This window comes from Deltaproteobacteria bacterium (genome assembly GCA_020848905.1).
GTDB lineage: Bacteria > Myxococcota_A > Polyangia.
In genome coordinates, this window is the sequence record JADLHG010000019.1 from 1 (window position 1) to 15,075 (window position 15,075).

Genomic DNA, 15,075 nt, shown 5'->3' on the forward strand with positions numbered 1-15,075 from the left:
ATCCCCGATCTGCCCGCCGGCAAGAAGGGCTCGAGCTTCGAGAACCGCCGGGTGGGCTCGGTCGAGCTCCCCTCGCTCTTCGGCGCCATCGAGGCGCAGCTCGCGAGCGCCGCAGAATAGACCCTTCCATCGATCTCACCCGCTCTGGCCGCCGGCCACTCGTCGCGCGGCTCCCCATCGGGGGCGAGTAGTCCGCGAACGGCCCGGCCGCGGAGCTCGACGGCGGCGCTACCCGCGCAGCTTGAAACGCTGGATCTTGCCCGTGGCGGTCTTGGGCAGCTCGGCCACGAACTCCACCCAGCGGGGGTACTTGTAGGGAGCCAGACGGCCCTTCACGAAGGCCTGGAGCTCCTCGCCGAGCGCCGTCGAGCTGAAGCGACCCGGCTTGAGCACCACGAAGGCCTTCGGCTTGACGAGCTCGTCGCCGTCGGCTTGCCCCACCACCGCGGCCTCGAGCACCGCGTCGTGCTGGATCAAGGTGTTCTCCACCTCGACGGGTGAGACCCAGATCCCGCCCACCTTCAGCATGTCGTCGCTGCGCCCCGCGTAATGGAAGAAGCCTTCGCTATCCTGGGCGTACTTGTCCCCCGTGTTGAGCCACTCGCCCACCATCGTGCTCTGGCTCTTCGCGCGCTGGCCGAAGTAGCCGGGCGCCGTGCTCTGCCCCTTGATCCAGAGGTTCCCGATCTCTCCCGGGGGCACTCGCGCTCCGTCGTCGTCGAGGATGCGGGCCTCGTAGCCGGGGACGAGCCTGCCTGAGGCTCCGGGGCGCACCTCGCCCGCGCGGTTGGAGATGAAGATGTGGAGCGCCTCGGTCGAGCCGATCCCGTCGAGGATCTCCACGCCAAAGCGCTCGCGGAAGCGGTGGTAGAGCTCGGAGGGGAGCGCCTCGCCGGCGGAGACGCAGAGGCGCAGCGCCGAGAGGTCGTAACGCGTCTCGGCCCCGGGGACCTGTAGCATCGCGGCGTAGAGGGTGGGCACGCCGAAAAAGATCGTCGCGCGGTGCGCGGCGAGGAGCTCGAACATCGCCTCCGGGGTCGCGCGCTCCGGGTAGAGCACCGACGTGGCGCCGAGGCGGAGCGGGAAGGTCAGGCTGTTCCCCAGGCCGTAGGCGAAGAAGAGCTTGGCCGCCGAGAGGACCACGTCGTCGGGGCGCAGCCCGAGCACCCCGCGGGCGTAGAGCTCGGCGCAGAAGATCATGTCCTGCTGCAGATGCACCGCCGCCTTCGGAGCGCCAGTGGAGCCGGAGCTGTAAAGCCAGAAGGCCGGGTCGTCCCGCCGCGTGGGCGCGGGAGCGAGCGGGGCCCGGGCCCGGGCCCGGGCCGGATCCGGATCCGGGGCCGGAGACGCACCGCGCCCCGCGAGCAGCTCCTCAAACGCGCGCGTACCATCTGCGGGCTCTCCGACGACGAGCACGTGCCGCAGAAAGGGCAACTCGTCGCGTAGCGGCGCGAGCGGCTCCCAGAGCGCCCGGTGCACCACGAGCACCTTGGCGCGGCTGTCGTTGAGCGCGTAGACCAGGTCGCGCGGCCGCCAGAGCGTGTTCAGCGGCACCGGCACCGCGCCGATCCCGATCGCGCCGAGGAAGCTGGCCACGAACTCGATCGAGTCCAGGCAGAGGAGCACGATCCGCTGCTCCAGCTCGAGGCCCAGCTCGGCGAAGGCGCTCCCCGCGCGGTCGGCCAGCTCCGCCACCTCGGCCAGGCTGTGGCTGCGGTCGCCGCAGACGAAGGCCGTGCGCGCGCCGCGGTCGGCCTCGCGAGCCCCCTCGAGGAGCTCGCTCGCCACGTTGAAGCGCTCGGGGAGCGCGATGCGCGGAAGACTCTCCATGCTCGACCTCGACCGTCCGACCGTTGGAATGCCGCACCCGCCCACCCATAGGGCTTCCGCGCGCGAAGAGCACGCGCCTACCACGCGGCCGCGGCGACTCTCCATGACGAGAGTCAAGACAGCCTCTTGCGGTCCCCGCCGCTCTGCAGTAACAGGGCCCTCGCCGCCTGATGGCACCGGGCGAGGTGGAGGCTTCCGACGATGCTGCGTTCCAGGGTTCTCGCGCTCGGTCTGCTGGGCTTGGTCTTTCTCGGCTGCTCGTCCACGACGGGGACCTCGCAGCCCGACGCCGGGACGCCGGACGGAGCGGCCGTGGACCGAGGAGCGGCGCTCCTCGACGGGCGCCTCTCCGACGGACGCGGGGGCGACGCGCTGCGCGACGGCAGCACGGGCGACGCCGCACCGGTCAAGCCCGTCACGCTCCCCGAGGACGAGGCGCCGCACAAGGACCCCGTCGAGTGGTGGTACTACACGGGCGTCCTGAAGGCCGAGAGCGGCGAGAGCTACGGCTTCGAGCTGGTGGTCTTTCAGGCCTTCATCGTGGGGCAGCCGGCCTACCTCTCACACTTCGCCGTGACCGACCTGGCCAAGAAGAGCTTCGCCCTGGACACGCAGCTCAGCCTCGGGCCGCAGCCGCCCGCCAAGGCCGGCTTCGACCTGACCGTGGGCGGCTGGCGCGTGGCCGGCCACGACGGCAAGGACCAGCTCGCCGCCAGCATGAAGGGCTACGCCATCGAGCTGAACCTCGCCGCGAAGAAGCCGGTGGTGCTGCAGTACGGCAAGGGCTGGATGACCGTGGGCTCCACCAAGCCCTTCTACTACTACTCGTACACGGACATGGCCGTGAGCGGCTCCATCACGGTGGACGGGGTGAAGAAGAACGTGACCGGCACGACCTGGATGGATCACCAGTGGGGGACCATGGGCCAGGACTACACGGGGTGGGACTGGTTCAGCCTGCGCCTCGACGACCAGACCGACGTGATGCTCTTCACCGTGCGCCGGCCGGGCAAGCCCGGCTTCAACGGGGGCACCGTCATCGACGCCGCCGGCAAGGGGCTCGAGCTGAAGGACACCGATTTCAGCGTCAAGTCCACCGGGCAGTGGGTGAGCCCCCACACCCAGGGCACCTACCCGCACGGCTGGACGGTGACCATCCCGTCGCAGCAGCTCGACGTGACCATCACGCCGCTCGTCGCCGACCAGGAGTTCCACCAGAGCATCGGCGGCACTCCGATCTACTGGGAGGGTCTCTGCCGGATCAGCGGCACGCGCGCCGGCAAGCCCATCGGAGGCGACGCCTACGTGGAGCTCACCGGCTATGCGAAGAAGCCCTAGCGCACGAGGCCGGAGCCGCTTCACGACGCGCCTGCTCGCGCTGGCAGCGCTGCTTCTCGTCGCGAGCTGCGACGGTGACCCCGAACCGGCGCTGCCGCTGCGTGACCTGAACCCCCTCGGCGGGAGCCTCGCAGCCACCTTCGACGACCCGCTCCTGCTCACCGTCGCGGCGGCACGGCCTCGCACGCGCTACCTCGTCGACCAGGGCTACGGCCTGGCGCGCGAGAGCGACGGGACCCTGAAGTTCGCCACCGACACCGCCGGCGAGCTCGGCCTCGCCTTTCGCGTGGACGGCAAGCTCCTCGTCGGCGAGCGGGACTACGCCACCCCGGCCACCATCCGGCACACGGCGAGCGACGCGCTGGTCCTCGAGCTCTCCCCGGCTCAGGGGCTGCGGGTCGAGGTCCGCTTCGTCACGGCCACCTCACGCGTGGCGCTGCTCAGCGTGGAGCTCGCGAACGAGCGACAGAGCGCGGTAGAAGTGGAGCTCATCCCCTGGCTGCGTCACTGCGCGGCGCTGTACAACGAGGTAGAGGCGCTCGACGGGCGCGGCGTGGCGCTCTCGCACGTCGAGGCGCCGGACCCGCTCGAGCGGCTCTTCGGGGCCGGGACCTTCACCGAGAGGTGGCGCGGGGCCTTCGCCTTCGACGGCGCCGCCGAGACGGCCTCGCGCGCGACCTGCGGCAGCGGCCTGGCCCAGGACCTCGCGTCCATCTTCGCCGCTCCGGCGCCGCTCGCCACTCCCGCTCGCCTCGTGGCGCTCCGGCGACGCGTGACCCTGCCCGCCGGCGCGCGCACGAGCCTCCGCGTCTACCGTGCCGCCGTGGCGGAGGCCGAGAAGTCCACCCTCGGCGCCGAGCTGGAGACGGCCTCGCGGCTCGAGCTCGCCCCGCTCCTCACCGACGGGCAGAACCGACTCGCCAAGCTGCCGCCTCTCGCGGGCCTCACGCGCGAGGAGCAGCACGTCTACCGCTCGTCTTTCGTGCTGCTCGATCAGCTCCTGATGCCCGCCGAGGGTCGCCTCAAGCACGACTACTTCCTCTTCGCCCGCGAGCCGACCTTCTGGTTCGCGCGCCTCGGCGTCCACATCCACGAAGGCCTGTCGCTCCTCCCCCTCGCGCGGCTCGACCCGCGCGCCGCAGCGGAGGTCTTGCGCAACTTCGTCGACCGCGTCGAGGCCGACGGCTATCTCCCCTACAACTTCGGGCCGGTGGCGGAGCAGACCCGCCTGCGCACCGCGACGGCGCCGCTACTGGCTTACGTCGGACACGAGGTGGTCGCGCGCACCAAGGACCTCGAGCTCGCGCGGCAGCTCTACGAGACGGGCGCCAAGCTCCACCGCTTCTACGTCGCGCAGCGGGACGTGGACCAGGACGGCCTCTCCGAGTGGGGAGGCTTCGGCAAGACCGAATCCCTGCGCGATCTGGCGAACGCGATCTGGGAAGAGGTCGCCCCGCCCGAGGAGGTCGAGGGGCTCGACCTGAACGTGGAGCTCGTGATGGAGGAGAAGTCGCTCGCCTCGCTCGCGCGGCTCCTCGGTCGCAGCGCCGACGCCGCGGACTGGGACAGGCAGGCCGACGAGCGCGCGCGTCGCATCAACGCGACGCTCTGGGATGACGAACGAAAGTTCTATTTCCACGTCGCGCGCAAAGACAACACCTTCGGCTACGCCAAACCGGGCGACCTCCGGCGCTTCGAGATCGCGGGGCTCCTGCCGCTCTGGGCCGGGATCGTCCCCGAGGGACGAAAGGAGGCGCTCCTCGCCCATCTCACCGACCCGCGGAAGTTCTGGCGACGGTACGGCGTGCCCGGGCTCGCGGCCGACGACCCGTACTTCGCAGCGGCCTCGTCGGCCTGCTGCCTCTGGAACGGTCCGGTCTGGGTCCCGTGGCAGCTCCTCCTCGCGCGCGGGCTGCGCGGAGCGGGCAAGCCCGAGCTCGCGCGGCAGCTCACGCGTCGGACCTACGACGCCGTGGCGGCGCAGCTCCGGCGCCACCACCAGTTTCGCGAGCACTACAACCCGGACGACCAGGACGCTCCCAATCGCTCGATGGCGAACTACATCTGGAGCGCGATGGTGGCGGAGCTCCTCCTCGACGAGGGAGGGAGCGTAGCCCAGACTGGGCCGTGACGTGACGGAGGGCGCGGGGCGACCGGCCCGCGTCGTGCGGTGTCGTAGGTCGACGACCGACCACCGCGGGGGTATGCTTCGCCGCGAAACGCCCTGAGAACGGACGTCACCCCGACGAAGGAGGGACCGATGAGCGAATCGCTAGCCGTGTGCAAGGCTCTGGCGGCCATGCTGCGCACGCAAGGGGAGCTGAGTCACGAGGAGGTGAACTTCGTCGCGCAGGCGGCGCTCCAGCTCGGGCTGGCCTCGGAGGAGATCCAGACCCTGCAGGCGACGATGCGCGACGGTGCGCCCTACGCCGAGCTGCTCGGTGAGATCACGAGCCGCTCGATGCGGACCTTCTTTTTCCGGCGCGTCGTGGCGGCCTCGCTCCTCGACGAGCAGATCACGGCCAAGGAGCTGTCGTTCATCAACCAGACCGCCGAGGCCTTTGGCTTCAAGCCGGAGCTCGTCTCGCGCTTCATCGACTGGATGAAGCAGGGGATCGCCTGGGAGCGCGCGGGGGTCGAGCTGATGGCCCAGTTGTAGTCCCGTGGCCGAGCGACTTCCCCCCTGGGTGAAGGTCCCCCTCCCCGGGGGCGGCCACTACGCCACGCTGAAGCAGCGACTCCGTCAGGGCGGCCTGCACACGGTCTGCGAGGAGGCGCGCTGCCCGAACGTGGCCGAGTGCTGGGGGGGCGGCACGGCGACGTTCATGATCCTCGGCAAGGTCTGCACGAGGGCCTGCCGCTTCTGCGACGTGACCAGCGGCAAGCCGGAGCTCGCGCCGGATCCGGCCGAGCCCGCGCAGGTGGCCGACGCCGCCGCCGCGATGGAGCTGCGCTACGTCGTGATCACCTCCGTGGATCGCGACGACCTCCCCGACGGTGGGGCGGGGCACTTCGTGCGGACGGTCGAGGCGGTGCGCCAGCGCATCCCCGCCGTGGTGGTGGAGCTCCTGACCCCCGACTTCGACCTCCAGCGGGAGCCGCTCGAACGCGTCGCGCGCTCAGGAGCGCAGGTCCTCGGACAGAACCTCGAGACGGTCGAGCGCCTCACCCGTACCGTGCGCGACCGCCGCTCGGGCTACGGCAAGACCCTCGAGGCGCTCCGCCTCTACCGCGAGCTCGCCCCGCGCGCGCTCGTGAAGTCCTCGCTCCTCCTCGGGCTGGGCGAGGCTCCGGAGGAGCTGGACCGGGCCCTCGTGGACCTCCGCGCCGCCGGCGTGGACTGGGTCACGATGGGCCAGTACCTGCGCCCCACCCGCAAGCACCTCCCCGTCTCGCGCTTCGTGCCCCCCGCCGAGTTCGAGGCCCTCGCCTCGCGCGCGCGAGAGCTGGGCTTTCCCCTCGTTACCGCCGGGCCGCTGGTCCGGAGCTCCTATCGCGCCGCCGAGCAGGAGGCCCAGGCGCTCCTCGCGGCGCGAGCCGGGTAGCGACCGGACGCGGGTAGCGACCGGACACCTCCGACGATCTAGCAAGCGACGACGACGCACCGACTTGGCCCCGTTGCACGGAGACCGCGGGCGGGCGGTCGTGGTGCGCGCGGGCGCTGGGGGTGCACACGCGGGCGGTCGTGGGGAATCGGTGCGCCGGGGAGGATGGCTGTCGACGGGAGGTGGGCGTGTTCGTGCAAGGACATCGCTTGACGTCAGACCAGCGAGCTGCTAGTATTGGCCCTATTCATGTTGGCACGAACGTGCAAATCCTCCTCGGCAAAAGGCCGGTCCGCGGGCACACGTCTGCCGGCGGGTTCTGCGACGCAGCTTCCACTGCCTACGCGGGAGACGAGGCCGTGGGGCGGAAAGCGCCCGGGCGCGGGGCGGAAGAAGCAGCCGGGGAGCGGGCTCCCGCATCGGACGCGACCGCTTCTGGCCAGCCGCTTCCCGGTGCACGTCACGATGAAGGTCGTGCAGGGGCTGCCGAACCTGCGGAGCAAGAAGCAGCTACGCGCGATCGAGAAGGCGTTCGTGGAGTCGGCGGGACGGTTCGGGATGAACCTCGCCCACTACTCGATCCAGAAGAACCACCTGCACCTCGTGACAGAGGCGAAGGACCGGGGCGTGCTGATGAAGGGGCTGCGGGCGCTGGCGATCCGCCTCGCGCACGCGCTGAACCGCACGGTGGGCCGCAAGGGGCGGGTCTTTCGGGACCGCTACCACCAGCACATTCTGAAGACGCCGAGCGAGGTGAAGGCGACGTTGGCGTACGTGCTTCAAAATCGACGCAAGCACGCACGTGCGCGCGGCAAGTGGGTCCCGCGACGCGACCTGGACGCGTGCAGCTCGGCGCGCTACTTCGACGGCTGGAAAGACCGCACGCCGCTGCGCCCCGACGGAGACCCGCCGGTGCTCGAACCACGGACCTGGCTGCTCAAGACGGGCTGGAAGCTGCGGGGATTGATTCCCACGAGCGTCGTTCCGGGCACATAGGACGGAACGGGACGGGGGAGACGCCGTCGCGCCCCTCGGACGCGGGATCTTGCGAGGCGAGGCCGAACGCTCTCGCCCCTATCTCCGATCCCTCACGAGCCGCGCCCCGGTCACCCGGTCGCGTGGGAGCTCCCAGGTATCGCCGAGCCAGTCGAGCTCTTCGCGCTCGCGGGACTGGAGGCCCTCTGTCGAGGCTACCTGGAAAACCCTATCGTAGATCAGCTCGCGCGCGGCCTGGCGGTCGAGGTCGGCCGTCGCCATGCGGATCGACCCCGTCGTGGTGAAGCGCGCCTGGGCCTCCTGCCGGGCCTCGATGAACTCGGCCCTCCCCAGCTCGTCGGCCACGCGCAGCAAGGCCGCCGACTCCTCGCCCGAGAGTTTCTGGTCGGTGCCGATCACCAGCTTGAAGAGCCCGATCATCAGGGCTCGCTCGTCCAGGTTCAGCTCGCTCAGCGTCATGGTCGCTCCGCTCAACTCGCTCGTACGACGAACTCTCGTACGCCTACCACGCGGCGGGCCTGCGGGTCCACGAGGAAGCTTCGTCCCTTGCCCACGGCGGCGTCGAGGTACATCAGGTACCAGACGTCGATGGTCCAGCTCGCGTAGTCGGTCTCGCAGGGGGGGGTCCAGCTCACGGCCTCGAGGTCCCCGAGGTAATCCGGGCGTCCGCGCACCTCGTTCATCAGCTCGCGGAACTGCTCCGAGCGGCGCGCGGCCTTCACGGCGGCGCGGGAGTCTCCGAAGCCGATCTCCCGGCGCCAGTTGCTCGCCAGGCGAAGGCGCGCCACCGCCCCCGTGAGGTCCACCTCCCCCTCGTAGGACTCGTCGGCGCTGATCCCGGCATAGTCCGGCACGTCAAACTCCGGGAACTTATCGAGGCTGCGGATCTGCGCCTGGCGCTCGGCCACCTCCGCCTCGCCGAGGCGCAGCGTGGCCTCGCTGTAGTAGCCGTAGATGCGCAGGATCCCGGTTCGCGAGGGGAGCCGGTGATCCCAGTCCAGGATCGGCAGCAGCTTGAAGTAGCTCGGCTGGTTGAACGGCACGAGCAGAGGCAGGGTCTCGGCCATGCGAGCCACCTGCCCCTCGCCGCTCGCGAGGCCCTGGAAGCCGACCCGCGGATGGCGGCGCAGCGCCTGTACCAACGCCTGCGCTTGTTGCTCTCCCTGCTTGGTCATCCCCGCTCAGAATGCGTTTGAGCCATGATACTTACGGTGCGCCTCGACTGCCACTAGTTCATTCAAGGCTCAGGCTGGACGCGTTTCCGCGGGTCCCGACGGCGAGGCCAGCGTGAGGTGCGTGATCTCGGCCTTCGTGCCGAGCCGCATGGGCGGCCCCCAGAACCCCGTCCCCTCGCTCACGTAGATGAGCGTCCGGTCGTGCCGCGCGAGCCCCGAGACGTACGGCTGCTGCAGGTAGACGAGATAGCGCCAGGGCCAGATCTGCCCGCCGTGGGTGTGGCCGGAGAGCTGGAGCCCCACGCCGAGCCGTGCAGCCTCGAAGATGCTGCGCGGCTGGTGCGCGAGGAGCACCACCTCGCGCGTCGGGTCGCGGCCGGCGAGCGCCCGCTCGAGGTCGTGGGCGTGCCCCGGGGCGAGCCCCTCGGCGCCGTAGTCGTCCACCCCCGCGAGGTCGAAGCTCGCCACCTCGGTGCCGATGCGCACCCGCTCGTTGCGCAGGACCCGCAGGCCGAGCCGCTCGAGCTCCGCCACCCATTCCACGGCCCCCGAGTAGTACTCGTGGTTCCCCGTGACGAAGAAGACGCCGTGGCGCGCCCTGAGCTGGGCCAGGGGGGCTACCTCGTGTCGCAGCCGCTCCACCGAGCCATCCACGAGGTCGCCCACGATGGCGATCACGTCCGGCTTCAGCGCGTTCGTCTGCGCCACGATCCCCTCGAGCCAGGCGCGCCCCAGCGTCGGACCGATGTGCAGATCGCAGAGCTGCACCACCGTGAGTCCGTCGAGCTCGCGCGGAAAACGCGGGAGCTCGACCTTCAGGCGCTTGACCACCACGCGGCCGAGGGCGGTGTGCACGGAGAAGGCTCCGAGGCTCCCGGCCGTGGTGGTCACGGCCATCGCGCCGAGGCGCGCCAGCAGCAAACGCCGCTCGGGGTCCGCGACCTCTCCCGCTCCGCGCGCCAGGCGCACGGCCGCGCCGCTGCCGAGACGCACGAGCTCCGCCCCGAGGAGGCAGACGAAGAGCACGAACATGAAGCCCATCCAGAAGTAGATCGGAAAGAGCACGGCCCGCGCCGCGGGCAGCGGGAGCGCCCGCGAGAGGAAGAACGCCGACGGGAGCGACACCGCGAGCGCCACGAGGAGCACCGTGAGGAGGATGCGCCCGTGCAAGGCCGGGGCGGGGTCGCGGATGAGTCGCACCCACAGGTAGTAGTGGATGCCCACCACGCACGCGAGCATGAGGCCGATGAAGAGGACGAAGCGCAGCACCTGGGGCATGAGCGAAGAAGGATGCCCCGGGTGTCGGGGCACGGCAACTCACGCGCCGTCGTCGAGACGCACCGGCTTCCCGGAGGGGCCCCCGCCGCGGCGGGCCCGCCACGGAAAAGGCTTCCGTCCCGCCCGTCCTTGCGTATGCTCGGGCCATGCCGTTCCCCGGTCGCTACGTGCTGCCGAACCTCGTGACCTGCGCGAGCCTGAGCGTCGGCCTGCTCTCCATCGGCGAGGCGATCGCGGGGCGCCTCGGGTCGTCGGCGTGGTTCATCCTCCTGTGCGTCCTGCTCGACAAGGCCGACGGGACGGTCGCGCGCCTGTTCAACGCGTCCTCGAAGTTCGGCACGGAGCTCGACAGCCTGAGCGACGTCGTGACCTTCGGCGTGGCTCCCGCGGTGCTCATGCTCACCGCCGTGCTCGGCCCGTCGGCGCCGACCCTCCCGGTCTCCGCGACCCTCCTCAAGACCCTGGCCTACGCCGGCGGGCTCGCCTTCCCCGTCGGAGCCGCGCTCCGGCTGGCCAAGTTCAACGTGATGACCGGCGAGTACGGCAAGGAGTTCTTCTTCGGGATCCCCACCACGCACTCGGGGGCTCTCGTGGCCACGCTCTTCCTCACCGGCGAGAAGTACGGCGTCCCGTGGCAGCACCGCCTCGCCATGCCCATCCTCATGCTGGTGCTGGCGCTGCTCATGGTGAGCCGGCTGCCGCTGCCCAAGCTCGTCAAGCGGCGGTCGCTCGCGATCAACGTCGTGATGGGGGTCAACATCACCGCCGTCTACCTCTGCGGCCTCACCCGCCTCTTCCCCGAATACCTGCTCGGCCTGGCCACCTGCTACTACCTGTTCGGCACGGGCTGGGCCCTGACGCAGGGGGTGAAGGCGCCGCGCATGCAGCTCTCGGGAGATCCGCCGCCCCCGGAGTGAGCACGCGCCGTCGAAAGGATCCATGCAGCAGGTGACGCCCCCCTCCATCGATGCGCTCCTCGCGGCCCTCGCCGCCAGCCGGGCCGACAGCTGGGAGGTCTACCTGCGCTTCGGCCGGGAGCTGACCCTCGCCCTCCGGGAAGGCGAGATCGAGGAGCTCATCGTCGCGCGGCCCCAGGGCGTCGGCGTGCGCACGCTCTGGCGTGGACGCCTCGGCTCGAGCTTCACCACCTGTCTCGAGGAGAGCGACGCCGAGGAGGCCGTCGCCATGGCCCTCGAAGCAGCCGCCGCGTCGGCGAGCTCGTTCGGCATGGACTTCGTCGGCCCGGCCGAGGTGCGGGACCTCCCCTCGCTCGAGCTATTTGACCCGGCGCTCCTCTCGCTCACCACCGACGATCGCGTCGCGCGCCTGGCCGCCGTGGAGCGCGCGGCCCGCGGTGCGGACCCAGCCGTGCAAGGGGTCCGCGAGGTCCGGCTCAAGGAGGACTGGCAGGGCGAGCGGCTCGTGACCTCGCGCGGCGTGGACCTCGCGCAGCTACGCTCGATCCTCAGCTTCCAGGTGTCGGCCGTGGCGCGTCGCGCCGACGACGATCGCGTCGGCTGGGAAGGCGCGTCGGGGTTCTTCTGGGACCAGCTCCCCCTCGAGGAGCTCGGCGCACGGGTCGGCGCGCGGGCCGCGGCAGCTCTCGGCGCGGGCCCCGTCCCGACCGGCCGCTACGACGTGCTCTTCGAGCCCTGGCCGACGGCGCAGCTCATGGAGGCGCTCGGCAAGCTCATATCGATCGAGGCCGTGCGCAGCGGGCGCTCGGTCCTGGCGGGTCGGCTCGGCCAGCGCGTCTTCTCCCGCGCCCTCACGCTCGTGGACGACGGCCTCGATCCACGCGGAACGGGAGCGGCGTGCTTCGACGGCGAGGGAACCCCGCAGCAGACGACCGTCGTGGCCCACGAGGGCGAGCTCCGGTCGTTCCTCTACAACCGCGATTACGGGCGCGCCGAGGGGCGACGGTCCACCGGCAACACGCAGCGCGAGGACTACGGCAGCCCTCCCGTGCTTGGCCCGACGAACCTCTACTTCCGGCCCGGCCCCGACGGTCCCGCAGAGCTCCTCGGGGGGCTCGGCGAGGGGCTCCTCATCGACGAGATCCTGGACATCGACGCCGCGGATTCGACGAGCGGCGCGTTCTCGTTCGGCGTGACCGGGCGTCGCGTCCGCAACGGAGCTCCGGCCGAGGGCGTGACCGGAGTGACGATCTCGGGAACCCTCCTCGAGCTGCTAGACCGCGCCCGGGCCGTCGGCCGTGACCTGCGCTTCTTCAACAACCACGGCGGCTCGAGCCTGCTCGTCGAAGGCGTCTTCGTCGCCGGCTGAAAGATGGGCCAGGCCCTCAGTCCGACTCCCCGCCGACCAAGAGCTCCTGGATCCGCAACATCGGCTGCCCGTCGGAGACCGCGACGTCCTGGCCCCCCTTGGCGCAGATCCCCGGCGAGAACTTGAGCGTGGGGCCGACCGCGTCGATGGCCTGCAGCACCTCGGGGCCGTTCCCCGTCAGCGTGGCGCCGCGGACGGCCGGACCGAGGGCCCCGTTCTCGATCAGGTACCCCTCGCTCACCCGGAAGACGAAGTCCCCGCTCAGCGTGTCCACCTGGCCGCTCCCCATCTTCCGCACGTAGAGCCCACTCGGCGTCCCGCGCAGGATCGCCTCCGGGTCGTCGTCCCCCGGCAGCGCGAAGATGTTGGACATGCGCACCTGCGGCGGGAAGCGGTAGCTCTCGCGCCGCCCGTTGCCCGTCGAGGACGCGCCGTGGCGCAGGGCGTGCACGCGGTCGTAGAGGTAGGCCGCGAGGATCCCCCGGTCGATGAGGAGCGTGCGTCGCGACGGCACCGCCTCGTGGTCGAACCGATACGTGCCGCGCAGTCCCGGCAGGGTGGGATCGTCGGCGATGCTGACCTTGGACGCGGCGAGCCTCTCGCCGAGGCGGCCGGCGTAGCAGCTCGTTCCGCCGTGCACGAGGTCCGCCTCCAGCCCGTGCCCCACCGCCTCGTGAAGCAGCGCCCCCCCCGCCTCCGCCGCCAGGATCACGGGCATGCGCCCGGCCGGCGCCGGCGGCGCGTCGAGGTTGAGCACCGCCCGCTGCGCCGCCTCCCGGCCGATCTGCTCGGGCGACACCTCATCGAAGCGCTCGAGTCCGCCCACGCCCCCCTCGCCGTGGTAGCTGCGCCAGCGCTTCCCGTCGTCGCCGAGCGCCGTGGCCCACGCCGAGAACCGCAGCGAGTGCAGCGTCTCCTCCGACCGCTCACCGAGGCAGTTGGCGACGGCTAGTTCGCGCTGCGAATCGACGTAGAGCACCTCCATGTAGCGAATCCGCGGATCCGCGGCGTGGGCCGCGCGGTCGGCGCGCTGGCAGAGGGCGATCTTCCCCGCGAGCTCGAGGCCGCTCGAAGGGTGCGTCGGCTCGAACGCGAGCGGGTTCGAGAGCGGGCGCTCCACCGAGGCCAAGACCCCCGGCGCGTTCTCGCGCGCCATCGCTGCGACCGTCTCCGCCAGCTCGACCAGGCTTCGCGTGGTGAGCACCTCTCCGTGGGCGTACGCCGTGCGCCCGCGGTAGATCACCCGCACCCCCACGCCCCGCCTCACGCCTTGCGTGATGTTCGCGACGCTCCCCCCCTCGCAGAGCACGTAGCACTGCCGCACGCGCTCGAAGAAGAGGTCGGCGAACTCGCCGCCGCCGCGCAACGCCGTGCGCAACACCACGGGGACATCCACGCCCAGCGCTTCGAACACGGTGCTCTCCTCGCGACGCGATCCGCCTCGCGCCATCTGAACCCGAAAGGCCGGACGCGGCAAGCGTCGCACGGGACCATAGCCCCCGCGCGCGGCGACAGGTCGACGACGCGCCACGTCGATCTTGTTTTTGACGCTCTGCGGCCGCGTACCCTATAGTCTCCGGTGATGAAGAAGCGGAGCCATCGCGCGGACAAGATGGCGCGGGTTTACGACGACGAGATCCTCCCGATCTGGTCGCACCGCTTCGGTCGCATGCTGCTCCGAGACCTCGAGCTCCCCCCGAAGGCCATGGTGCTCGACGTGGCCTGCGGGACCGGCTACCCCGCCCTCGAGCTGCTCAACCTGATGCAGGGGCAGGGGCGCATCGTGGCCATCGAGTCCATGGGCGCGCTCCTCGACGTGGCGCGGCAGAAGGCCGGGGCGCTCTCGGGCAAGCGCATCTTCTTCCGCTCCGAGCCGGCCACCGCGAAGCTCGCCTTCGCCTCCGAGGTCTACGACCTCGTGGTCTCGAACCTCGGGCTGCTCGAGCGCGAGGACCCCGCCGAGGCGCTGAAGGAGCTCGCCCGCGTCACCAAGGCCGGGGGCCGCGTGATCGTGACCTTGCCGCTTCTCGGCTCCTTCGCCGAGTTCTACGACATCTACCGCGAGGTGCTGGTCAAGAACGACAAGCACGAGGCGCTCGAGCGCCTCGAGCGTCACATCCTTGAGACCCCCGACGCCGAGCAGGCGGCGCGCTGGATGGAGCAGAGCGGTCTAGAGGACGTGCAGGTCGAGATGGAGGAGTTCAACCTCCTGTTCCAGAGCGCCCGCGAGTTCTTCTTCGCCCCGGTGATCGAATACGGCCCCCTGACGGCGTGGAAAGAGGTAATCGGCAAGGGGCAGGAGATGCAGGACATCTTCTGGCAGATCAAGGAGGCCATCGACGCCTACTTCGGTGAGCGGGCCTTCGGCGTGACCATCAAGGCCGGCTGCCTGCGCGGGCGCAAGGGCGAGCAGCCCGCGGAGGCGACGCGCCCTCCCCTGGACAGCGTGGACCGCACCCCGAGCCTCGAGGTGGTGGCGGCCGTCACCGGCACGGGTCCCGAGCAACGCCCCGCCGCGGCGGCCGGCCCGGGGCCGGGGCCGGGGAAGGACTTCCACCTGGACGAGGACGAAGAGAGCCACGAGGGGGAGTAGCCCGGCTGGCGGGCCTCCCTCGGCCAGCGGCGCC

General features: G+C 71.0%; 13 protein-coding genes. 8 read left to right on the forward strand and 5 right to left on the reverse strand.

Annotation, left to right across the window (positions count from 1 at the left end; translation table 11 throughout):
• Window positions 1-228: 228 nt before the first annotated feature.
• The gene (locus tag IT371_09040; protein ID MCC6747789.1) at window positions 229-1,830 is read right to left on the reverse strand and encodes a benzoate-CoA ligase family protein; all 1,602 of its coding nucleotides are present in this window, start codon (window positions 1,828-1,830) and stop codon (window positions 229-231) included.
• 201 nt (window positions 1,831-2,031) lie between these two features.
• Between IT371_09040 and IT371_09045 the strand changes: the two genes are divergently transcribed.
• The 5 genes from IT371_09045 (at window position 2,032) to IT371_09065 (ending at window position 7,709) form a co-directional block, all read left to right on the forward strand.
• Window positions 2,032-3,168: a hypothetical protein gene (locus IT371_09045; protein MCC6747790.1), complete on the forward strand. Its 1,137-nt coding sequence runs from the start codon at window positions 2,032-2,034 to the stop codon at window positions 3,166-3,168.
• Window positions 3,152-5,299, forward strand: a complete 2,148-nt coding sequence (locus IT371_09050) for a hypothetical protein (protein MCC6747791.1) — start codon at window positions 3,152-3,154, stop codon at window positions 5,297-5,299. The genes IT371_09045 and IT371_09050 overlap by 17 nt, the downstream gene beginning before the upstream one ends.
• 129 nt (window positions 5,300-5,428) lie before the next feature.
• Entirely contained in the window at window positions 5,429-5,827 is a 399-nt protein-coding gene (locus tag IT371_09055) for a hypothetical protein (GenBank protein ID MCC6747792.1), read from the forward strand.
• Window positions 5,828-5,831: 4 nt separating this feature from the next.
• On the forward strand, window positions 5,832-6,713 hold the full coding sequence (gene lipA, locus IT371_09060) for a lipoyl synthase (protein MCC6747793.1): 882 nt from the start codon (window positions 5,832-5,834) through the stop codon (window positions 6,711-6,713).
• 453 nt (window positions 6,714-7,166) lie between these two features.
• On the forward strand, window positions 7,167-7,709 hold the full coding sequence (locus IT371_09065) for a hypothetical protein (GenBank protein ID MCC6747794.1): 543 nt from the start codon (window positions 7,167-7,169) through the stop codon (window positions 7,707-7,709).
• A gap of 78 nt (window positions 7,710-7,787) precedes the next feature.
• On the opposite strand, the gene IT371_09070 is transcribed toward IT371_09065, so the two are convergent.
• The 3 genes from IT371_09070 to IT371_09080 all read right to left on the reverse strand — a co-directional run bounded on the left by IT371_09070 (window position 7,788) and on the right by IT371_09080 (window position 10,162).
• On the reverse strand, window positions 7,788-8,168 hold the full coding sequence (locus IT371_09070; GenBank protein ID MCC6747795.1) for a hypothetical protein: 381 nt from the start codon (window positions 8,166-8,168) through the stop codon (window positions 7,788-7,790).
• An 11-nt stretch (window positions 8,169-8,179) separates the two neighbouring features.
• Complete coding sequence (locus tag IT371_09075) at window positions 8,180-8,884, reverse strand: hypothetical protein (GenBank protein ID MCC6747796.1); 705 nt, start codon at window positions 8,882-8,884, stop codon at window positions 8,180-8,182.
• A 69-nt stretch (window positions 8,885-8,953) separates the two neighbouring features.
• Window positions 8,954-10,162 (reverse strand): metallophosphoesterase, encoded by a 1,209-nt coding sequence (locus IT371_09080; protein MCC6747797.1) that lies wholly within the window; start codon window positions 10,160-10,162, stop codon window positions 8,954-8,956.
• A 146-nt stretch (window positions 10,163-10,308) separates the two neighbouring features.
• Between IT371_09080 and pssA the strand changes: the two genes are divergently transcribed.
• Together pssA and IT371_09090 are read left to right on the forward strand one after the other, a co-directional pair.
• Complete coding sequence (gene pssA, locus IT371_09085; protein MCC6747798.1) at window positions 10,309-11,079, forward strand: CDP-diacylglycerol--serine O-phosphatidyltransferase; 771 nt, start codon at window positions 10,309-10,311, stop codon at window positions 11,077-11,079.
• Window positions 11,080-11,101: 22 nt separating this feature from the next.
• Window positions 11,102-12,448 (forward strand): TldD/PmbA family protein, encoded by a 1,347-nt coding sequence (locus IT371_09090; protein MCC6747799.1) that lies wholly within the window; start codon window positions 11,102-11,104, stop codon window positions 12,446-12,448.
• A gap of 16 nt (window positions 12,449-12,464) precedes the next feature.
• Here the strand turns inward: IT371_09090 and IT371_09095 are convergent, their stop codons facing one another.
• Window positions 12,465-13,862, reverse strand: a complete 1,398-nt coding sequence (locus tag IT371_09095) for a TldD/PmbA family protein (GenBank protein MCC6747800.1) — start codon at window positions 13,860-13,862, stop codon at window positions 12,465-12,467.
• A 168-nt stretch (window positions 13,863-14,030) separates the two neighbouring features.
• Between IT371_09095 and IT371_09100 the strand changes: the two genes are divergently transcribed.
• A complete protein-coding gene (locus IT371_09100) occupies window positions 14,031-15,041 on the forward strand; it encodes a methyltransferase domain-containing protein (protein MCC6747801.1) in 1,011 nt (336 codons plus the stop codon).
• Window positions 15,042-15,075: the final 34 nt, after the last annotated feature.

Coding starts and splice junctions, on each gene's coding strand:
- IT371_09040 (MCC6747789.1), bottom strand. CDS start 1,830: ATGGAGAGTCTTCCGCGCATCGCGCTCCCCGAGCGCTTCAACGTGGCG.
- IT371_09045 (MCC6747790.1), top strand. CDS start 2,032: ATGCTGCGTTCCAGGGTTCTCGCGCTCGGTCTGCTGGGCTTGGTCTTT.
- IT371_09050 (MCC6747791.1), top strand. CDS start 3,152: ATGCGAAGAAGCCCTAGCGCACGAGGCCGGAGCCGCTTCACGACGCGC.
- IT371_09055 (MCC6747792.1), top strand. CDS start 5,429: ATGAGCGAATCGCTAGCCGTGTGCAAGGCTCTGGCGGCCATGCTGCGC.
- IT371_09070 (MCC6747795.1), bottom strand. CDS start 8,168: ATGACGCTGAGCGAGCTGAACCTGGACGAGCGAGCCCTGATGATCGGG.
- IT371_09075 (MCC6747796.1), bottom strand. CDS start 8,884: ATGACCAAGCAGGGAGAGCAACAAGCGCAGGCGTTGGTACAGGCGCTG.
- IT371_09080 (MCC6747797.1), bottom strand. CDS start 10,162: ATGCCCCAGGTGCTGCGCTTCGTCCTCTTCATCGGCCTCATGCTCGCG.
- pssA (MCC6747798.1), top strand. CDS start 10,309: ATGCCGTTCCCCGGTCGCTACGTGCTGCCGAACCTCGTGACCTGCGCG.
- IT371_09090 (MCC6747799.1), top strand. CDS start 11,102: ATGCAGCAGGTGACGCCCCCCTCCATCGATGCGCTCCTCGCGGCCCTC.
- IT371_09100 (MCC6747801.1), top strand. CDS start 14,031: ATGAAGAAGCGGAGCCATCGCGCGGACAAGATGGCGCGGGTTTACGAC.